The 16,763-nt window shown below is 34.5% G+C and carries 12 protein-coding genes; 4 read left to right on the top strand and 8 right to left on the bottom strand.

All coding sequences use genetic code 11. The features are described from left to right. Positions 1-107: 107 nt before the first annotated feature. The 4 genes from CLOLE_RS19245 to CLOLE_RS19260 form a co-directional block, all read right to left on the bottom strand. Positions 108-938, bottom strand: a complete 831-nt coding sequence (locus tag CLOLE_RS19245; protein WP_013658793.1) for a carbohydrate ABC transporter permease — start codon at positions 936-938, stop codon at positions 108-110. A gap of 28 nt (positions 939-966) precedes the next feature. After that, positions 967-1,821, bottom strand: a complete 855-nt coding sequence (locus tag CLOLE_RS19250; protein WP_013658794.1) for a carbohydrate ABC transporter permease — start codon at positions 1,819-1,821, stop codon at positions 967-969. A 268-nt stretch (positions 1,822-2,089) separates the two neighbouring features. Then, complete coding sequence (locus tag CLOLE_RS19255; protein ID WP_013658795.1) at positions 2,090-3,487, bottom strand: ABC transporter substrate-binding protein; 1,398 nt, start codon at positions 3,485-3,487, stop codon at positions 2,090-2,092. A gap of 44 nt (positions 3,488-3,531) precedes the next feature. Further along, complete coding sequence (locus tag CLOLE_RS19260; protein ID WP_013658796.1) at positions 3,532-4,536, bottom strand: LacI family DNA-binding transcriptional regulator; 1,005 nt, start codon at positions 4,534-4,536, stop codon at positions 3,532-3,534. Positions 4,537-5,023: 487 nt separating this feature from the next. Between CLOLE_RS19260 and pfkB the strand changes: the two genes are divergently transcribed. From pfkB to CLOLE_RS19275, 3 genes are all read left to right on the top strand, one after another. Further along, on the top strand, positions 5,024-5,926 hold the full coding sequence (pfkB, locus tag CLOLE_RS19265) for a 1-phosphofructokinase (RefSeq protein WP_013658797.1): 903 nt from the start codon (positions 5,024-5,026) through the stop codon (positions 5,924-5,926). Positions 5,927-5,947: 21 nt separating this feature from the next. After that, positions 5,948-7,855, top strand: coding sequence for a PTS fructose transporter subunit IIABC (locus tag CLOLE_RS19270; RefSeq protein ID WP_013658798.1), 1,908 nt, complete (start codon positions 5,948-5,950; stop codon positions 7,853-7,855). Positions 7,856-8,150: 295 nt separating this feature from the next. Next, positions 8,151-10,208 (top strand): methyl-accepting chemotaxis protein, encoded by a 2,058-nt coding sequence (locus CLOLE_RS19275; RefSeq protein ID WP_013658799.1) that lies wholly within the window; start codon positions 8,151-8,153, stop codon positions 10,206-10,208. Between the two features lie 549 nt (positions 10,209-10,757). Here the strand turns inward: CLOLE_RS19275 and CLOLE_RS19280 are convergent. The 4 genes from CLOLE_RS19280 to CLOLE_RS19295 form a co-directional block, all read right to left on the bottom strand. Then, on the bottom strand, positions 10,758-11,708 hold the full coding sequence (locus CLOLE_RS19280; protein WP_013658800.1) for an alpha/beta hydrolase: 951 nt from the start codon (positions 11,706-11,708) through the stop codon (positions 10,758-10,760). Positions 11,709-12,143: 435 nt separating this feature from the next. After that, on the bottom strand, positions 12,144-13,679 hold the full coding sequence (gene cls, locus CLOLE_RS19285; RefSeq protein ID WP_013658801.1) for a cardiolipin synthase: 1,536 nt from the start codon (positions 13,677-13,679) through the stop codon (positions 12,144-12,146). Between the two features lie 19 nt (positions 13,680-13,698). Then, positions 13,699-14,520, bottom strand: a complete 822-nt coding sequence (locus CLOLE_RS19290) for an alpha/beta hydrolase (protein WP_013658802.1) — start codon at positions 14,518-14,520, stop codon at positions 13,699-13,701. Between the two features lie 86 nt (positions 14,521-14,606). Continuing rightward, positions 14,607-15,596 (bottom strand): S8 family peptidase, encoded by a 990-nt coding sequence (locus CLOLE_RS19295; protein ID WP_013658803.1) that lies wholly within the window; start codon positions 15,594-15,596, stop codon positions 14,607-14,609. Between the two features lie 182 nt (positions 15,597-15,778). On the opposite strand from CLOLE_RS19295, the gene argC reads away from it, so the two are divergent. Continuing rightward, positions 15,779-16,750 (top strand): N-acetyl-gamma-glutamyl-phosphate reductase, encoded by a 972-nt coding sequence (gene argC, locus CLOLE_RS19300; protein WP_013658804.1) that lies wholly within the window; start codon positions 15,779-15,781, stop codon positions 16,748-16,750. The last annotated feature ends 13 nt before the right edge of the window (positions 16,751-16,763 follow it).

A 16,763-nucleotide genomic window follows, 5' to 3' on the forward strand; every position in this document is an offset into this window, starting at 1 on the left:
ATATTAAATTTTCGAAAAACACAATTACTTAATTGTATTTTTCGAAAATTTTATTTTGAAACTATTTATTTTTGAGTTTTAAGTATAAGAACCGTCCCTACTAGCTCTTATTTTACTGCCCCATCTACAACACCTTTAATAATTTTCTTTTGTGCAAATACGTAGAAGATTACGATTGGTAACATAGATAAGATAAGTGCTGCTGATGCATAATCCCAACGGCTTGAGAATTGACCAAAGAAGTAGAAAGTCTTAAGTGGTAAAGTACGCCACTCTATGTTCGAACCAATTACAAGACTTGGTAATAAGTAGTCATTCCAAATCCACATGATATTTAAGATACCTACTGTTGTTACGATAGGTCCTAATAATGGAAGCACAATTTGTCTATAAACACCAAACATACTACATCCATCTAGCATCGCTGATTCTTCTAACTCTACTGGTATTCCTTTTATAAATCCATGGAAAAGCATAATAGATAATGCAGATCCAAACCCAACATAAGCAAATATTAAACCTACTGGGTTTAACATATTTAATTTTCCCATAATACTCATCATTGGTAACATAACGCATTGGAAAGGAATAAGCATGGAGATTGCAAATAATGTAAAGATGAAGTTTGACATCTTTGTTTTATAACGTACAAGTACCCATGCTGCCATAGAGGCAAAGAAAATGATTAAAATTGTTGATATAACGGTGAAAAATACAGAGTTAAATAATGCTCTTAAGTAATCCATACGTGCCATGGCTTCGCCAAAATTAGTCCATACGATAGGGTCTGGAAAACCAAATATATCTTTGAAAATATTTTTTTGTGTTTTAAATGCTGCGGATAATAGCATTATAATTGGTACAAGGTATAATACAGCTAAAATACAGCCTATAACAATCTTGATTGTTCTTGATACCACATTTTCTCTTTCTTCCATAAAAATTACCTCCCTCCACTACCTACTATTAGGCTTCTATTTCTGCTCTCTTTGAAATTGTAAGTTGAATAATTGAAACAACTGCAATAGTAACTAGGAACACTAAAGCTTTAGCTTGTGCATATCCCATCTCATTACCACTAAATGCTGTCTGATAAATATTAAGAGCTAGCATTTCTGTTGAACGGTTAGGACCACCACCAGTAAGAGCTAAGTTTTGGTCAAATAACTTAAATGAGTTAGAAAGCATTAGGAATAAACCTACTGTAAATGCTTGTGATACCATTGGCATAATAATGGTTCTTAATTTAGTGAGACCTTTTGCTCCATCTAATTCAGCTGCTTCTAATACTGTATCTGGAATACCTTGAAGAGCTGCCACATAGATAATCATCATGTATCCACCCATTTGCCATACCATTACGATTAAAAGAGCCATAAAACCTGTTTCTTTATTAGTAAGCCAGTTTTGTAAGAAAGGAATTCCTGTAGCTGGAAATACTTTTGTGAAAATAAACTGCCATGCAAAACCTAAGAGTAATCCTCCGATTAAGTTTGGCATAAAGAATATACTTCTTAATAAGTTTGCACCTTTAAATCTCTTTGTAACAAGTAATGCTAATGCAAAACCTACAATGTTAATTAGGATAACTGAAGCTAAAGTAAATAATGCTGTAAATTTAAAGGATATCCAAAACTGTTTTTCTTCAGTGAATAGCCTAACAAAGTTATCAAGACCTACAAAATTAACACTTGAAGCCATACCATCCCAGTCTGTGAATGAATAGTAAAATCCACCAAGCATAGGTATAAATACTACTGTTAAAAATGCTAATAAACATGGTGCTAAAAACAGCCAAAACCCTACTTTTGAGCGTTTCATATAAGCACATCCCCTCTCTTATTTGCTTCTTCTTTCTGTCTTACTTCTTAACCCCTTTATGTAACTTAAATTTTCTTTAGACACTACATAAGCTGTATCACCTGGGGCCATATTTACTTGGTATTACCTATATATTTCTTTATACATTTCAGACTAAATTATTATGTCTTTTATATTTACTAAGTAATATTAGAGGGTGCGATTCTTATTTGTTATCACACCCACTAATTGTTACTCTAGTAATGCTACATTATCACCATTTAGACTATTATTGTCTCATTTTAGCCCATTCAGCTGCTGATTCATCAAATACTTGATCCCAAGTTAAGTCTCCTGTTAAGAAACCTTGTACTTTTGCACCGAATACGTCTTGTAACCAAGATGCACCTGGTGTTCCTTTGAATACAGCACTTACAGCTTTACCTTGAGCTGCAAAATCAAGAATTGATCTTGATAAGCCGTCTGCTGGAGCTAAATCACCATAGTTATCAAATACTGGTAAGAAACCAAATTCATTAACAACGATTTGTTTACCTTCATCTGATTGATATAACCAATTTAAGAAGTCTTTAGCAACTAATTTCTTGTTAGCATCTGATTGTGAATTTACACACCAGTAGTTCGCAACTAATGTGATGATACTATCTTCTTTGTAACCTTTGATTGGAGCTGGTAAGAATGCTAAGTTATCAGCAACTTCTTGATCAATACTAGATACGTCACCATAGATCCAGTTTCCTTGTTGGATAACTGCAACTTGACCAAGACCTAATAATTCTTTTACAGCTGTGCTATAATCAACTGCTACAGCACCTTTGTAATCATCTTTGTTTGCAGAATATTTAAGTTGTAATTCCATATATGCTTTGTAAGCATCTTTAAAATTAAATTGAAGTTCTTTTGCGTTTGCTACAGCAAATACATCTTCATTAAATTCTGGAGCTAAGGCAACATTTACAGCATGGTCACCAAGTACCCATTTTTCAGCACCTTGAACTGCTGTTACATTTTTAAGATCTGGGAATTTATCTTTTAATTCACCAGCATCAATTTTTGCTTGTAATGTAGCGAAAGCTGAATCGATTGCATCATATGATGTAAGTGTGCTGGCATCGATTCCCGCTGCTTCAAAAATAGCTTTATTATAGATAAGACCAAATGCTTCTGCTGATACTGGAAGACCATATACTTTACCATCAATAGTGTTAAGGTCTAACATACCTGCGTTAGCGTGAGATACCCAAGGTTGATCTGATAAATCTTCTAAGTATTCCATGTATGTGCCACATTCTTCTGGCCCAATGGCATTAAAGATATCTGGCATTTGCCCTGCTGCTGCTTTTGATTTATAAACAACACCGATATCATCTCCACCACCAACAGTTTCTAAAGTGATGTTTACATTTGGATGAAGCTCCATATATTTATTTACTGCTGCTTGTAATGCATCATGAATCTCTACTTTATATTGTAAAATGTAAAGATCAACTTTTTCTCCACCCGCTAATTCTTCTGTAGCTGGCGCCTCTGAAGCTTCTGTGCTTGGGCTAGCTGAAGGTGAACTAGTTGCTGCATTATTACCTGCATTATTGCTATTGCCACATCCTGCTAGCATTGTTGATAACATTGCTGTTCCTAATAATACACTAATAAATTTCTTTTTCATATTCATTCCCCTCTCTCATTTGAGAAATAATAAAATTATATATATTAAATTGATTGACAAGATCCTCCCTCAACCAACTTAACATCTAAGAAAATGTGTGCATTCTCAGCCTTACCAGACAGCAGATTGAGAAGTAAATCTACACTGCGTAATCCCATATCTTGTTTAGGCTGCTTTATTGTTGCAATTGATGGTTCATAATATGTAGCAAAATCCATTCCATCAAATCCCATAATGGAAATATCTTTTCCTATTGTATATCCAAGATTAGCTGTTGCTTTAGCTACTCCAACAGCCATAATATCTGATATAGCAAAAATGGCTGTGATTTGTTTTTCCTTTTTTAGAAATTCTATTGTTTTGTCATATGCCCCTTTACACTCAAAACCTCCATAAAGAACATATTTCTCGTTAAAAGGAATATGATGATCTGCTAAGGCCTTTTTATATCCTTCATAACGTTCTTTGCCAATTCCGAAATCAACTACCTCACCTAACATAAGTCCTATTTCATGATGTCCATTATTAATTAAATAGTTAACTGCCATATAGGATGCTTGTTGATTATCGATACTAATGGAGGAACATCTTTTCAAATTTTTTCTAGTAACTGAATCTACTGACACCAGTACAATGGCTGTACTTATTTCTGCTAATACTTCATCTGTTAAATCTAAGAAGTTTCCACCTAGGCAAATAACACCTTGGAGTTTCTTTTCTTTGATAAAGCCTAGTAATGTATCAATATCATTTTCATTATTGTGATGTTGTAAAATCATTGTGTATCCTGCATTTTCTACTCCTGTACTTACTGTTTTTAAGATTTCAGAGAAGAAAGGGTTAAAAACACCTTTTACTAGAATGCCAATATTTCTTGTGTTGGTTTGTTTTAATACTCTAGCACTATTATTGGGAATATAGTTGTTCTTTTTAATAACCGCTAGCACTTTCGCCCTTGTTTCATCCTTTACATCTGGATGCCCGTTTAACACTCTAGATACAGTGCTCACACCAACATTGGCAATTTGCGCTATGTCTTTAATGTTCATAGGCATTTCTCCCAATCCTTTATTAACTTATCTTTCTTGCAATTTATTTATTGCCTCAAGTTTAGTGTACTTTGCTGTTCGGTACCCTTTTCGGTATCGTTTTCAATATCATAATAAACTACTTTAATCTAAAAATCAACTACTTTTAATTAATTTATTATATTTTTACAGAAAATATCATTCCAATTCATTGTGCATTTTGTACATAACTTAATATTATATCGTTTCAAACCTTGCAAAACTTTACTTTACATCAGAATATTCCTGCCAATTGATCTTCTATATTCTTCTATTAATGCCTCTATTTGTTTTCATATAATTTTTTTCTAATGGGAACTATAGAGTTATATAAGATAAATGTTAAAATAAATTTAATAATTAGCCTTATTTTTTTCTTTACTTATACAAACACAATTATTATAATTGTAGCTACGGTCTATTTGAAGTTATTTACATTTTTAGTTTTTTATACAAGGAGGATAGTTAAATGATTTATACCGTAACCTTAAACCCATCTTTAGATTACGTCATGCATTTAGATCAAATGAATGCTCACTGTGTTAATAGAAGTAATAAAGAAGAGATTTATCCTGGTGGTAAGGGTATTAATGTCTCAATTGTACTTAATAATTTACGTATTCCTAATAAAGCACTAGGTTTTATTGCTGGCTTTACAGGGAAAGAAATTGAGAATGTCATGAAACAATTAGGTGGAGACACTGATTTCATCTTGCTCGATCGTGGTATTTCTAGAATTAATGTAAAACTTGAAGCAGATAAAGAAACTGAAATCAATGGTATGGGACCTCAAATTACACCTAGTGATTTAAAGGACCTTTATATCAAATTAGAACAAATCGAAGAAGGCGACTTCTTAGTCTTAGCTGGAAGCATTCCAAAAAGTGTCCCTGATAGTATTTACAAAGACATCATGAAAATGCTAGCTAATAAAAATATTAATGTGGTAGTAGATGCTACTAAAGATTTGCTTCTTAATGTACTTCAATACAAACCATTCCTTATTAAACCAAATCATATTGAGCTAGCTGAGATGTTCAATGTCACATTAAATTCAGATGATGACATTGTTACCTATGCTCGAAAACTACAAGAAATGGGTGCTCAAAATGTACTTATCTCTATGGGTGGGGACGGTTCTATCTTAATCACCAATGAAGGCGAAGTAGTTAAAATCTCTGTTCCTGAAGGTACCGTAATTAATACCGTAGGTTCTGGAGATTCTATGGTAGCAGGATTTATTGCTGGCTACCTTAAAACTAAAGATTTAAAACAAGCTCTTAAATTCGCTACAGCAACTGGTAGTGCAACTGCCTTTTCTACATGGCTTGCTACTAGCGATAAAATTGATGACTTACTTTCTAAGCTATAATAATAAAACTCGGAGGCTATAATGAGAATTACAGATTTACTTACGACCGAAAGTATCGACTTGAATTTTAAAGTAAATTCTAAATCAGAAGCAATTAATCATTTAGTAGACTTAATGTATTCTACTGGTAATATCAGTGATAAAGAAGTTTACAAATCAGCTATTTTAGCACGTGAAGATTTAAGCACAACTGGTATAGGAGAGGGCATTGCTATTCCTCATGCCAAAACAAGTGCTGTTAAAAAAGCTACACTTGTAGCTGCTGTAAGTAAAGATGGTGTTGATTATGAAGCTTTAGACGGAGCTCCTTCACACTTATTCTTTATGATTGCTGCTCCAGATGGAGCTAATAATACACATCTAGATGTACTTTCTAGATTATCTACAATTCTTATGGATGCTAAGTTTAGAGAAAAACTTATTCATGCTAATAGTCCACAAGAATTTTTAAAACTTATTAACGTAAAAGAAACTGAAAAATTTGGTGATGTAGTAGATACAGCCAAGACCTCTACTTCTAGTAATGATGCTAAAGAAACTAAGGGTTATACTATCCTTGCCGTTACAGCTTGTCCTACTGGTATCGCACATACTTATATGGCTGCTGAAGCACTTCAAAACAAAGCAGATGAAATGGGTATTTCATGTAAAGTAGAAACAAATGGATCTGGCGGTATTAAAAATGCACTTACTGATGAAGACATCAAAAATGCAACATGTATTATCGTAGCTGCAGATAAAAACGTAGAGATGAACCGTTTTGATGGTAAAAAGGTAATCATCACTAAAGTAGCTAATGGTATCCATAAAGCTGAAGAACTTATCACCAAAGCTTCTCAAGGTGATGCACCTATTTATCATGCTAAAAATGCTGGAGTTGCTGGTGATAGTGAAACACAAACAAGCGAAGGTCTTGGCCGTCAACTTTACAAACACTTAATGAATGGTGTTTCTCATATGCTGCCATTCGTTATTGGGGGCGGTATCCTCATTGCACTTGCTTTCTTAATTGATTCTTTACTTGGTTATACAGATGCCCTTGGTTCTAATGCCGCTGCGGCTGTGTGGTTTAAATCTATTGGTGACGCTGCCTTTGGATTCATGCTACCTGTCCTTGCAGGGTATATTGCTATGAGTATTGGTGAGCGTCCTGCCCTTGTAGTTGGTTTTGTCGGTGGTATGTTAGCTAACTCAGGAGGCTCAGGATTTTTAGGTGCACTTATTGCTGGTTTTGCTGGTGGTTATTTAATGGTTGGCCTCAAAAAAGTACTATCTGTTTTACCACAATCACTAGAAGGACTTAAACCAACTTTACTATACCCTGTCCTTGGTGTTGGTCTAATTGGTGTTGCTATTACATTCATCATTAACCCACCAGTTGCTTTTGTTAACACTTGGCTTACAGATACTCTTTTAAATATGGGTACAACAAGTGCTGTATTAGTTGGTACTATTCTTGCTGCTATGATGGCTATTGATATGGGTGGTCCATTTAATAAAGCTGCTTATGTGGTAGGTATTGCTGCTTTAGAGGCTGGTAATCTTTCTCTTATGGCTGCTGTAATGATCGGTGGTATGGTACCTCCATTAGCTATTGCACTTTGTACTACTTTCTTCAAGAATAGATTTACAGAAAGAGAACGTCAATCAGGTATTGTTAACTACATTATGGGACTTTCCTTCATCACTGAAGGTGCAATTCCTTTTGCGGCTTCTGATCCATTAAAGGTTATTCCTGCTTGTGTTATTGGTTCAGGTATTGCTGGTGCACTTTCATCATTCTTTGGATGTACACTTAATGCACCTCATGGTGGTATCTTCGTACTTCCAGTAATCGGTCAGCCACTTTGGTACTTTGTATCATTAGTAGTTGGCTCAGTAGTAGGTGCTGTCATTCTTGGATTCTTAAAGAAACCATTAAACAAATAGTTTAACCATAAAAAGAGGAGATTACTATCTCCTCTTTTTATTTTATCCACAGATAGCCGACTAATTTTAGGAACTGTCCCCAATTTCAATCACATTTATCCTCTTATTCACAAGACCTGTCCCTCTTTATTGTCCCTCTTTATTCCTCTTTATTCTTTTTATTTTAAGAACCGTCCCTAATTTTGTCCCTAATTTTACTAATTTTAGATAGATTTAACCTTAATTTAATACTAGTTTGATGCTGTTTCTTTACAATACTCTTACTTACCCAATTAAAAATATTCAAGGAGATTTTATGAAAAAGTTCATCAAACATGTACCTTTATGGAAATGTCATTCTTCAAAAAAAGTGCGTTTCAATTTAATGAGTCGTATTATCATACTCATCTTTATGATTTCCATTTTCCCTATTTTTCTATTGATTTCTACCATTATTCAAAATACCTCTTCAAACTTAAAACGTGACATAACTAATACTGCCGTACAAATTAACGATATAACCTCTTCTACTTTAGCAACACTTTTAGAACATGAATCCTCTGTCCTTACTGTATTAAGTAATGATACCTCACTACTTAACTATGAAGATTCTAACAATGCTAAAGAGTTCACTACTAATAAGCTTAAATATATTGTAGATGAGAGTCCTTTTATTTCTGGTATTTCTCTTAAAGCGGAGGATCAAGAAGAATCTTTTTCTTACCCTGATAATACACAAGGTAAGCTTACCAGTAAGGATCTAGATGGTACCTATTTTTATAAATTAGCCAAAAAAAATAAGAAGACTGCTGTATCAGCCCCTTATTTTGATAGTTTATCTAAAGAACTTGTCATTACTATAACCTCTCCTATTTTAAACAATTCTAATGAATTTCTAGGAGCAATTAATCTTGATATCAGTATGGGTACTTTTTCTGAGTATCTTAATTCTGCTTTGGAAAAGTATAAAGGTCATTTTCCCTTAGAATCCATGATTTATCTTTCTAATGGTAATATTCTTGCCTCTACAGCTGGTGAAGCTATCAATACAAAGCTTGTTTTACTTCCCGGGGGATATCACATCGTCAATACTCATGATGAGGAGTTTTCAGCAAGCTTTAAAGATATTCCTTATTATTTTTATCGTGGTCAAACCATTAATCAATTGAATTTTATCACCTATATTGCTGAAGATAAAATAAATAGTCTAGTTGTAGATATGCTTCAGCCTCTTGTTTTATCTATTACGATTATCTTCATGATTTCACTCATTATAGGACTCATTTATACTACAAGATTCCTAAAACCACTTCAATATATTGTACACACACTAACTAAATTAAAAGCCAACGACCTTAACATTCATATTGATACTAGTAAAATCAAAACAAAGGATTTATTAGAAATTGCCCTTGCTACTAACGAACTTACTCATCATCTAAGTACCTCTATCCATGATTTAAAGAAAACTTCCGGTTCGCTACTAAAGGATGCTTCTGCTGTCGATCAAGTAAGTACACAATGTAATCATTATGCCACCGCTACTTTAAATGCTATAAACGAAATTAAGGCGGGTGCTAAAGAACAGATTACCCAAGTTACAGATGCTATTGCTTCCATCTCTACACTTCATTGCCAATGCGAAAATGGGGATACGATCAAAGAACAACTTAATGAGCACTCTACTTACGTCATTTCCTATGTGCAACAAGGTCTTCAAACTTCTAAGGACCTTACACTTGCCATTAATACACAACGTGACAAGCTTTATGAGCTTCGTATTAAGGTTAAAGATTTAGGAGAAAAATCTTCTCAGATTGCTTCTATACTTATCACCCTTCAAGCTATCTCCAGAAAAATCAACCTTCTAGCCTTTAATGCCTCTATAGAAACTACTAGAGCTGGTCAACAAGGCAATGGGTTCTCCGTTATTGCACAAGAGATGCAACAATTAGCTGATACTGCCCTTAGCTTCACACAAAATATTCAAACCATCGTAGAGGATAATATTGCATCCGTTTCTTATGTTTCTAATAATATGAAGCAAGTTATCCTTGCTGAGCAAACTACCGAAAATGTTTTAGGTGAAGTTCAAAAACAATTTGATTCCATTGAAGGTGCTACCACCTTAGTTGAGCAATCCATTAAAGCTGTTAATGATATCTTAACTTCCGTTAGCCTCACCAAAGACGTTATCCATGTAGACATGCAAACTATCTTTCATATTGCTGAAAAAATCATTAACCTCACTCATTCTAGTGAAGACTATGGTAATATTGAATTTGCTACCCTGCAAGAACTTCTTTCAACCTCTGAAAGCTTAACTCAAAGCTCGCAGTATTTGGAGACGCAAATTGGTCAGTATACTATATAGGTAAACTCACTAAATATTATCTATGCTCATTATGCACTTAATGCAGCAGCTAGCTGCTCTATGATGAGGATGGATTGGATTTAATATTTGAGCAACAAAAAAGCACTCACCAAGTGATGTTATACATACTTGGTGAGTGCTTTTTCGCTCCAGACTCCTGAAATGAACTTTCATGGCTACTTAAGTAAACCTTATTCGAGGCATAAAATGGCTCCTCAGCACTTCTATGATTTAGAATAGCGCCTACTAAGAGCAACTATGAAAGCCAAGCCAATGAGTGAGGAGCTCCTTAAAGTCTTGGCCGGTGCACCCTATGCTAGGAAGCTCAGACCTTAAGACTCTGGCTTAAAACTTTATTTGGTAATGATAAATGTAAAAACGTTTTGACAACTTATAAATGGCGCCTCCCTGCCAGCGCACTAGTGAACATTTTCCTTAGAGCCAGAGGTACCTGTAACGACAGATTGAGACTTGGTCGACCCGGTCAGTTCCTCAAGTTGAAGCTGCGGTGATTATGCCGTGGAAGTTGTTTGATTTATTTTTACACTTCTATATATGTGGGCTGCAAGTAGACTCCCTAGTAAAAGTTAATATTTTTTCTATATATGTATTAAAATCTATAGGAAAATCATGTCCCAAATGTGCTACCTTTTCATATATATAATCTATTTGAGTTTGCTCCAGTGCTTTAACAAGTGCCTCAGTCTCACTTAAGCAATCTACGTCGTCTTCTCCGCAAACAATATAGACTTTTGTTTCTTTTAATCTGCCTAAGAGAGGTAACCATTGTTCTATTTCAGGCAGCCATGGTGCTATTAGTATCAGTCCTTTAATTTTTACTTTGCTATGTAAAGCAAAATACAAGCTTACTCTTGCTCCTGAAGAGAAGCCTCCTAAAATGACATTCTCTTGTTGCACTTTAAAATTTTCTACTATGGTAGTATAATGGCTCCCCAGTTCTTTATAACCTTTCTCTATATCATTCCAATAATAGCCTCCATCAAATTTGATTTCTGAAGACTGTGGCAAGGCTAAAAGATAGCCTTTCTCTTTGAAATTCTTCCAATAGTACTCCGCTATAGCCATGTTTTCTTCATTACCATGCAACCCTATTACAAGGGGATACGCCTTTTGCTGATGGCTTGGTTCAACCAGCTTCAGCTGAGGTAAGCTTTGCTTTACTGCTAGTTCTTCTCTCTTCTTGCATATGTCACAAAGCTGATGGAATAGTTCATGACTTCTTAGGGCATCTAGGTCTTCGTCCCCTTGCAAGTAGCTATAACTATACCAATGACCTTTCTCTAATATAGCTTCTTTCATAAGTTTGATTGCTTCTTCATATAAACCTGCTTTACTAGCTATGGCATATCTAAAATTATAAATTTGAGCCATATTACCTTGCACTTCTTTATAGTTTTCCGTAAGGAAGCTATAAGCTTCCAGATATTTTTCTTCACAATATAAGGTAATCGTTTCATTTAATAATTGTGTATAAGTCATTTTCCCTCCATTTTATTTCGGGCATAAAAAATAGCCCTCAAGTAGATGTGACTACTCAGGACCTTTTGAGGTACTTATACAGCATATCTCTACCCCATTACAAGATACAAGTATACCTATTTGATGTAGTCACAGATGAAATATAAAATTCGTTTAGACTTGTTATTTTTATCATACTGACCACATCCTTTCACTAAATATACGAGAATTTTATCACACTTCATCATAAAGGTAAACTACTACTCTAAAATTTCAGTTTTTATTCATGTTTTTTCATATATAGCTTTTTAAAAAGCTTGTTAAAAACTTTTTTAAAAAGCTACAAGGCACTTTTTAGATTAGAACTCTAACGATTCACACGAATATGATTTCACCTATTAAATAAAAAGAGATTGCTTTTACTTTTAAGCAACCTCTCTTATTACCTGTTTTTTATTACATTAGTGGTGCAAATAAACGTAAAATGGAACGCATTAATCTAGTCCATATGCTAACGTTCTTACAATCCTCCAGTGTAATAGGTGTACAAATCTCTAACATCTTTAAATAATCATCTTTAACTTCAAAAACAGTTTTATTTTGATAAACCATAGTAGCACACTCAAAGTGTAAATATAAGCTTCTATAATCAAAATTAATACTACCCACTATAGCCACTTCATCATCTGAAACCACTGTTTTAGAATGAATAAAACCAGGCGTATATTCGTAGATTTTAATACCAGCTTCAATAAGCTGTTTATAATAAGCTCTTGTTACAATGTGCACATACCACTTATCTTCTTTATGCGGTGTTACAATTCTTATATCCACTCCACTTTTAGCAGCCAAACTTAAGGCTGTGACCATTTCATTATCTACAATTAAATACGGTGTACTGATATACACGTAATCCTTTGACTTATGTAGTAAATTCAGGTACACATTTTCACCTACTGTTTCACGGTCTAATGGACTATCACCATAGGGTTGCACATAACCATCAGATTCAAATGGCTCTGGGTGGTAGGTATGAGGCTTGAACATTTCATAATCATCATATTTATTGGTACTGAAATTCCATGTCTGCAAAAACATCATTGTAAGATTCCATACTGCATCTCCCTTGAGCATAATGGCTGCATCTTTCCAGTGACCAAATCTATCAATGGCATTGATATATTCATCTGCTAGATTAATACCTCCCATATATCCAATGTATCCATCAATAACCGTTATTTTTCTATGGTCTCGATTATTAAGAATAACATTAAGTACAGGCGCAAGAGGATTAAAGACAACACACTGAATGCCTTTCTTCCTTATTTTTTCCTCATACTTATAAGGTAAGGTTTGTAAGGAACCTATGTCATCATAAAGTATTCTAACATCAACACCTGCTTTTGCCTTTCTTTCTAGGATTTCTAGAACGGTATCCCACATCTTCCCTTCATGAATGATAAAGTACTCCATAAAAATAAAATGTTCTGCCTTCTCTAGTTCCTCTATAAGGCTATCAAAAAAACGTTCTCCGGGACTTAAGTATTTAGTAGTTGTATTTTGATGCACCGGGAAAAGTGCATAGTCTTTAATATACTTTGTTTGATTAGCAATTTGCTTATCTTTTCTCTCTAATTCCTCAATAATCTTAGGATCTTGCTTAAGCTGAGGCGCAGTACGATAGTAAATCACTTCTAAACGTTTCGTTAGCTTTTTACCCAATCTATTATTGCCAGCTAAAATATAAAAGAACCCACCAAACATAGGAAATAACATAATAGGAATGCCCCAAGCTAATTTATAAGATGGATTATCCTGTTTACTTACTAAATGAACTACTGCAACTGTACTAATCAATATCGAAATAGCATAGAAGTAAATAAAATAGTTACTTAATTTCCAAATAACCCCTATGATTAAAGCAAGCTGAAAAAGAATTAACAGCCCTACAATAACCATTCGACTAAAAATAAAATTTAATACTCTTCTCATCAAGCCTTTCTCCCACTCTTTAATCAAAAATAAATCTTATGGCCTTATCAATCCAATCACTAGATATATGAGTTTCTCCGTATTGCATTTCTCCTTGTACTAAGTGGTTGCCTAAAGATAGGCCGTGGCCACCTCTTCTATACACATGTAATTCCACTGGAACCTGTTCCTTAACTAATGCACTAGCAAAGAGTAAAGCGTTTTGAACAGGTACTGTCTCATCTTCATAAGTATGCCATATAAAACTTGGAGGCACATCTTTTGTAACTTGATTTTCTAATGATGCAAGCTCTAGCAGCTCTGCTTCTTTATTATTCCCTAATAAGTTGTCCATAGAACCTTGGTGAGTAAATTCTCCACTTGTAATTACTGGATAAGATAAGATAAGTTTATTAGGCTTTACTTTTTCACGATCAGTTCCAATATAGGATTCTAGAAAAGACTTATTCCAAAATGTACCTACGCTTGCACATAGATGTCCTCCAGCTGAAAAACCACATACAGCAATTTGATCTTTATCGATTTTCCATTCTTCTGCATGCTCTCTAATATAACCAATAGCCGTTAAAGCTTCACATAAAGCTTGTGGAAAACGTGCTGGTGCTGGGCTATAGTGTAAAACAAAAGCACATACGCCTTCTGTTAAAAATTTAAGTGCTATAGGTTCGCCCTCCCTTTCAGAGGTATATTCATAGCCACCTCCAGGCAGTATCAAGACCGCTGGGCGAATACGATATATTCCTTGTGCTTCATGCGTATCTGGAATATATGCTAATAGTCTTGCCGTATTTTCTGAAGCCCCTTCAGTTTTTATAGTAATATTTTTCTCAAAGTGTTTCATTTATCCACCTCTACTCATATAGTATTTATCGTTTCATTATAAAATATTTTGTCTTTATTTTATATTATCATTTTTACATAAAAATCTTATGTGCTCTTATCTGATTTGGAGGAATCTTTTTTACACTTTTCTATATCATTCAGTGTCTGATTATAACAATCACGTACTAAGTCTATTGCTGTTAGGAAAATGCAACCATTACCTACTTCCGCCGGTGTATAACCAAAATTAATTGTTCTTTTAATAAGTTGGGCATACATTTCACTTTCAGTTAGTTTCCTACCAAATTCTTTCTTACAATAGTTCATTAAAAGCGCTAGCGCCCCTGTTACATGAGGTACAGCCATGGAAGTACCAGACATCTTGGCATAAGTTCCATCTAGATAAGTAGACAAAATGCCTACTCCTGGTGCCACCAGATCCAAATGGCGCTCTCTCTTCATTTGTTTATTAAGGTTTCCATAATCTACAGAACCCACAGAAATACACTCATCATAATCTGCAGGATAAGATATCATAGGTAGACCATCCGCATTTTCGTTTGCTGCCGCACATACAACTAAAATATTATGTCTAATTGCTTCTCTAATAGCTTCATGAAGCATTTCATTATCTGCTTCTCCTCCTAGCGATAAAGAAATAATATCCACCTTAATCTTTATAGAATAATAAATTGCATTAATAATTGAGCTGTATCGAGCTATCCCTTTTTTATTACTGGCTTTTAAAATAATTAAACTAGCTTCTGGCGCCACTCCGACCACACCTGTCCCATTCATACTAGCAGCAATTGTGCCACATACGTGGGTACCATGACCATTATAATCCTTATATATATTTGCATTTCCTTCATCCTCCTCTGTAAAATTTCTTCCACCAATAATCCTATCCTTTAACTCTATATGTTCTGTATCACACCCCGTGTCTATAACAGCAATAGTAACTCCTCGTCCTTTTTCTCCCTGTTCCCATAGCTTTGAGGCCCCTATCAAATCTACTCCTTTAGGTAATTTATATACTTCTTTTTGAACTTCTATCAACTGATAATTAGCGAGTTTCATTGTAGAATCTGACATTTAAATGTACCTCCTTCCCTATCTATATTATATTATGAAGCTTATTTATGGTTTGTACCTTAAAAAGAGTTTAGAAATAGTAGTTTTACTTTTTCGAATATTTTTCATTGAAATAGTTTATTTTTTAATATATAATGAATAAATATTATATATTTTAAATTTTTATTCATAAGGAGGATGCTATGGATACTCAAAAGTTTAATGTTTATGTGGATGGGCAAGCTGGTACAACTGGCCTTAAGATAAATGAACGTTTAAAACTTCACCCCTATATTAATATTCTTAAGATTGATGAAGATAAAAGAAAAGACCCAGCTGCTCGTAAAGAAATGATTAACGCTGCTGATATCGTTTTTCTATGCCTTCCTGATGCTGCTTCTATAGAAGCAGTCTCAATGATTGACCCTGCTAACACACGCACTAAAGTCATTGATGCTAGTACAGCTCACCGTACTCATCCAGAATGGACCTACGGTATTCCTGAATTAAGCGCCCAGGCAAGAGAAGCAATTAGTCATTCTACACGTACTACTGTGGCTGGCTGCTATGCGAGTGCTTTTATCTTACCTCTATATCCACTAGTGCAATCTGGCATCATTCCTGCAGATTATCCCATCTCTTCTCATGGTATATCTGGCTATAGTGGTGCTGGCAAGTCAGCTATATTAGAATATACTGACCCTCACAGAGATGAGCTTTACCCTACCTATGGTACACCTAGACATTATGCTTTAGGACTTCATCATAAACATGTACCAGAAATGCAGCAAAAAGTAGGATTAACCTATCCACCTATTTTCTCACCTATTATTGCTGATTACTATCAAGGGTTAGCTGTAGCTACTCAAATTCATACAAGACTACTAGGTAAAAAAGTGACTCCACTTGATGTACATACTTACTTGGCTAAGCACTATGAAGGCCAAAATTTTGTAAAGGTAATGCCTTTTAACCCTTCACAATGTTTAGATGAAAATTTCTATAATCCAGTTGCATGTAACGGCACAAATAATGCGGAAATCTTTGTTTTCGGTAATGATGAGCAAATCTTGCTCCTTACGCGTTTAGACAACCTCGGTAAAGGTGCTTCTGGCGCTGCTGTTCAAAACATGAATATTATGCTTGGTTTAGATGAAACGATATCACTCATCTAATACTATGGGGACA

This window comes from Cellulosilyticum lentocellum DSM 5427 (genome assembly GCF_000178835.2).
Classification (GTDB): domain Bacteria; phylum Bacillota; class Clostridia; order Lachnospirales; family Cellulosilyticaceae; genus Cellulosilyticum; species Cellulosilyticum lentocellum.

Coding starts and splice junctions, on each gene's coding strand:
- CLOLE_RS19245 (WP_013658793.1), bottom strand. CDS start 938: ATGGAAGAAAGAGAAAATGTGGTATCAAGAACAATCAAGATTGTTATA.
- CLOLE_RS19250 (WP_013658794.1), bottom strand. CDS start 1,821: ATGAAACGCTCAAAAGTAGGGTTTTGGCTGTTTTTAGCACCATGTTTA.
- CLOLE_RS19255 (WP_013658795.1), bottom strand. CDS start 3,487: ATGAAAAAGAAATTTATTAGTGTATTATTAGGAACAGCAATGTTATCA.
- CLOLE_RS19260 (WP_013658796.1), bottom strand. CDS start 4,536: ATGAACATTAAAGACATAGCGCAAATTGCCAATGTTGGTGTGAGCACT.
- pfkB (WP_013658797.1), top strand. CDS start 5,024: ATGATTTATACCGTAACCTTAAACCCATCTTTAGATTACGTCATGCAT.
- CLOLE_RS19270 (WP_013658798.1), top strand. CDS start 5,948: ATGAGAATTACAGATTTACTTACGACCGAAAGTATCGACTTGAATTTT.
- CLOLE_RS19275 (WP_013658799.1), top strand. CDS start 8,151: ATGAAAAAGTTCATCAAACATGTACCTTTATGGAAATGTCATTCTTCA.
- CLOLE_RS19280 (WP_013658800.1), bottom strand. CDS start 11,708: ATGACTTATACACAATTATTAAATGAAACGATTACCTTATATTGTGAA.
- cls (WP_013658801.1), bottom strand. CDS start 13,679: ATGAGAAGAGTATTAAATTTTATTTTTAGTCGAATGGTTATTGTAGGG.
- CLOLE_RS19290 (WP_013658802.1), bottom strand. CDS start 14,520: ATGAAACACTTTGAGAAAAATATTACTATAAAAACTGAAGGGGCTTCA.
- CLOLE_RS19295 (WP_013658803.1), bottom strand. CDS start 15,596: ATGTCAGATTCTACAATGAAACTCGCTAATTATCAGTTGATAGAAGTT.
- argC (WP_013658804.1), top strand. CDS start 15,779: ATGGATACTCAAAAGTTTAATGTTTATGTGGATGGGCAAGCTGGTACA.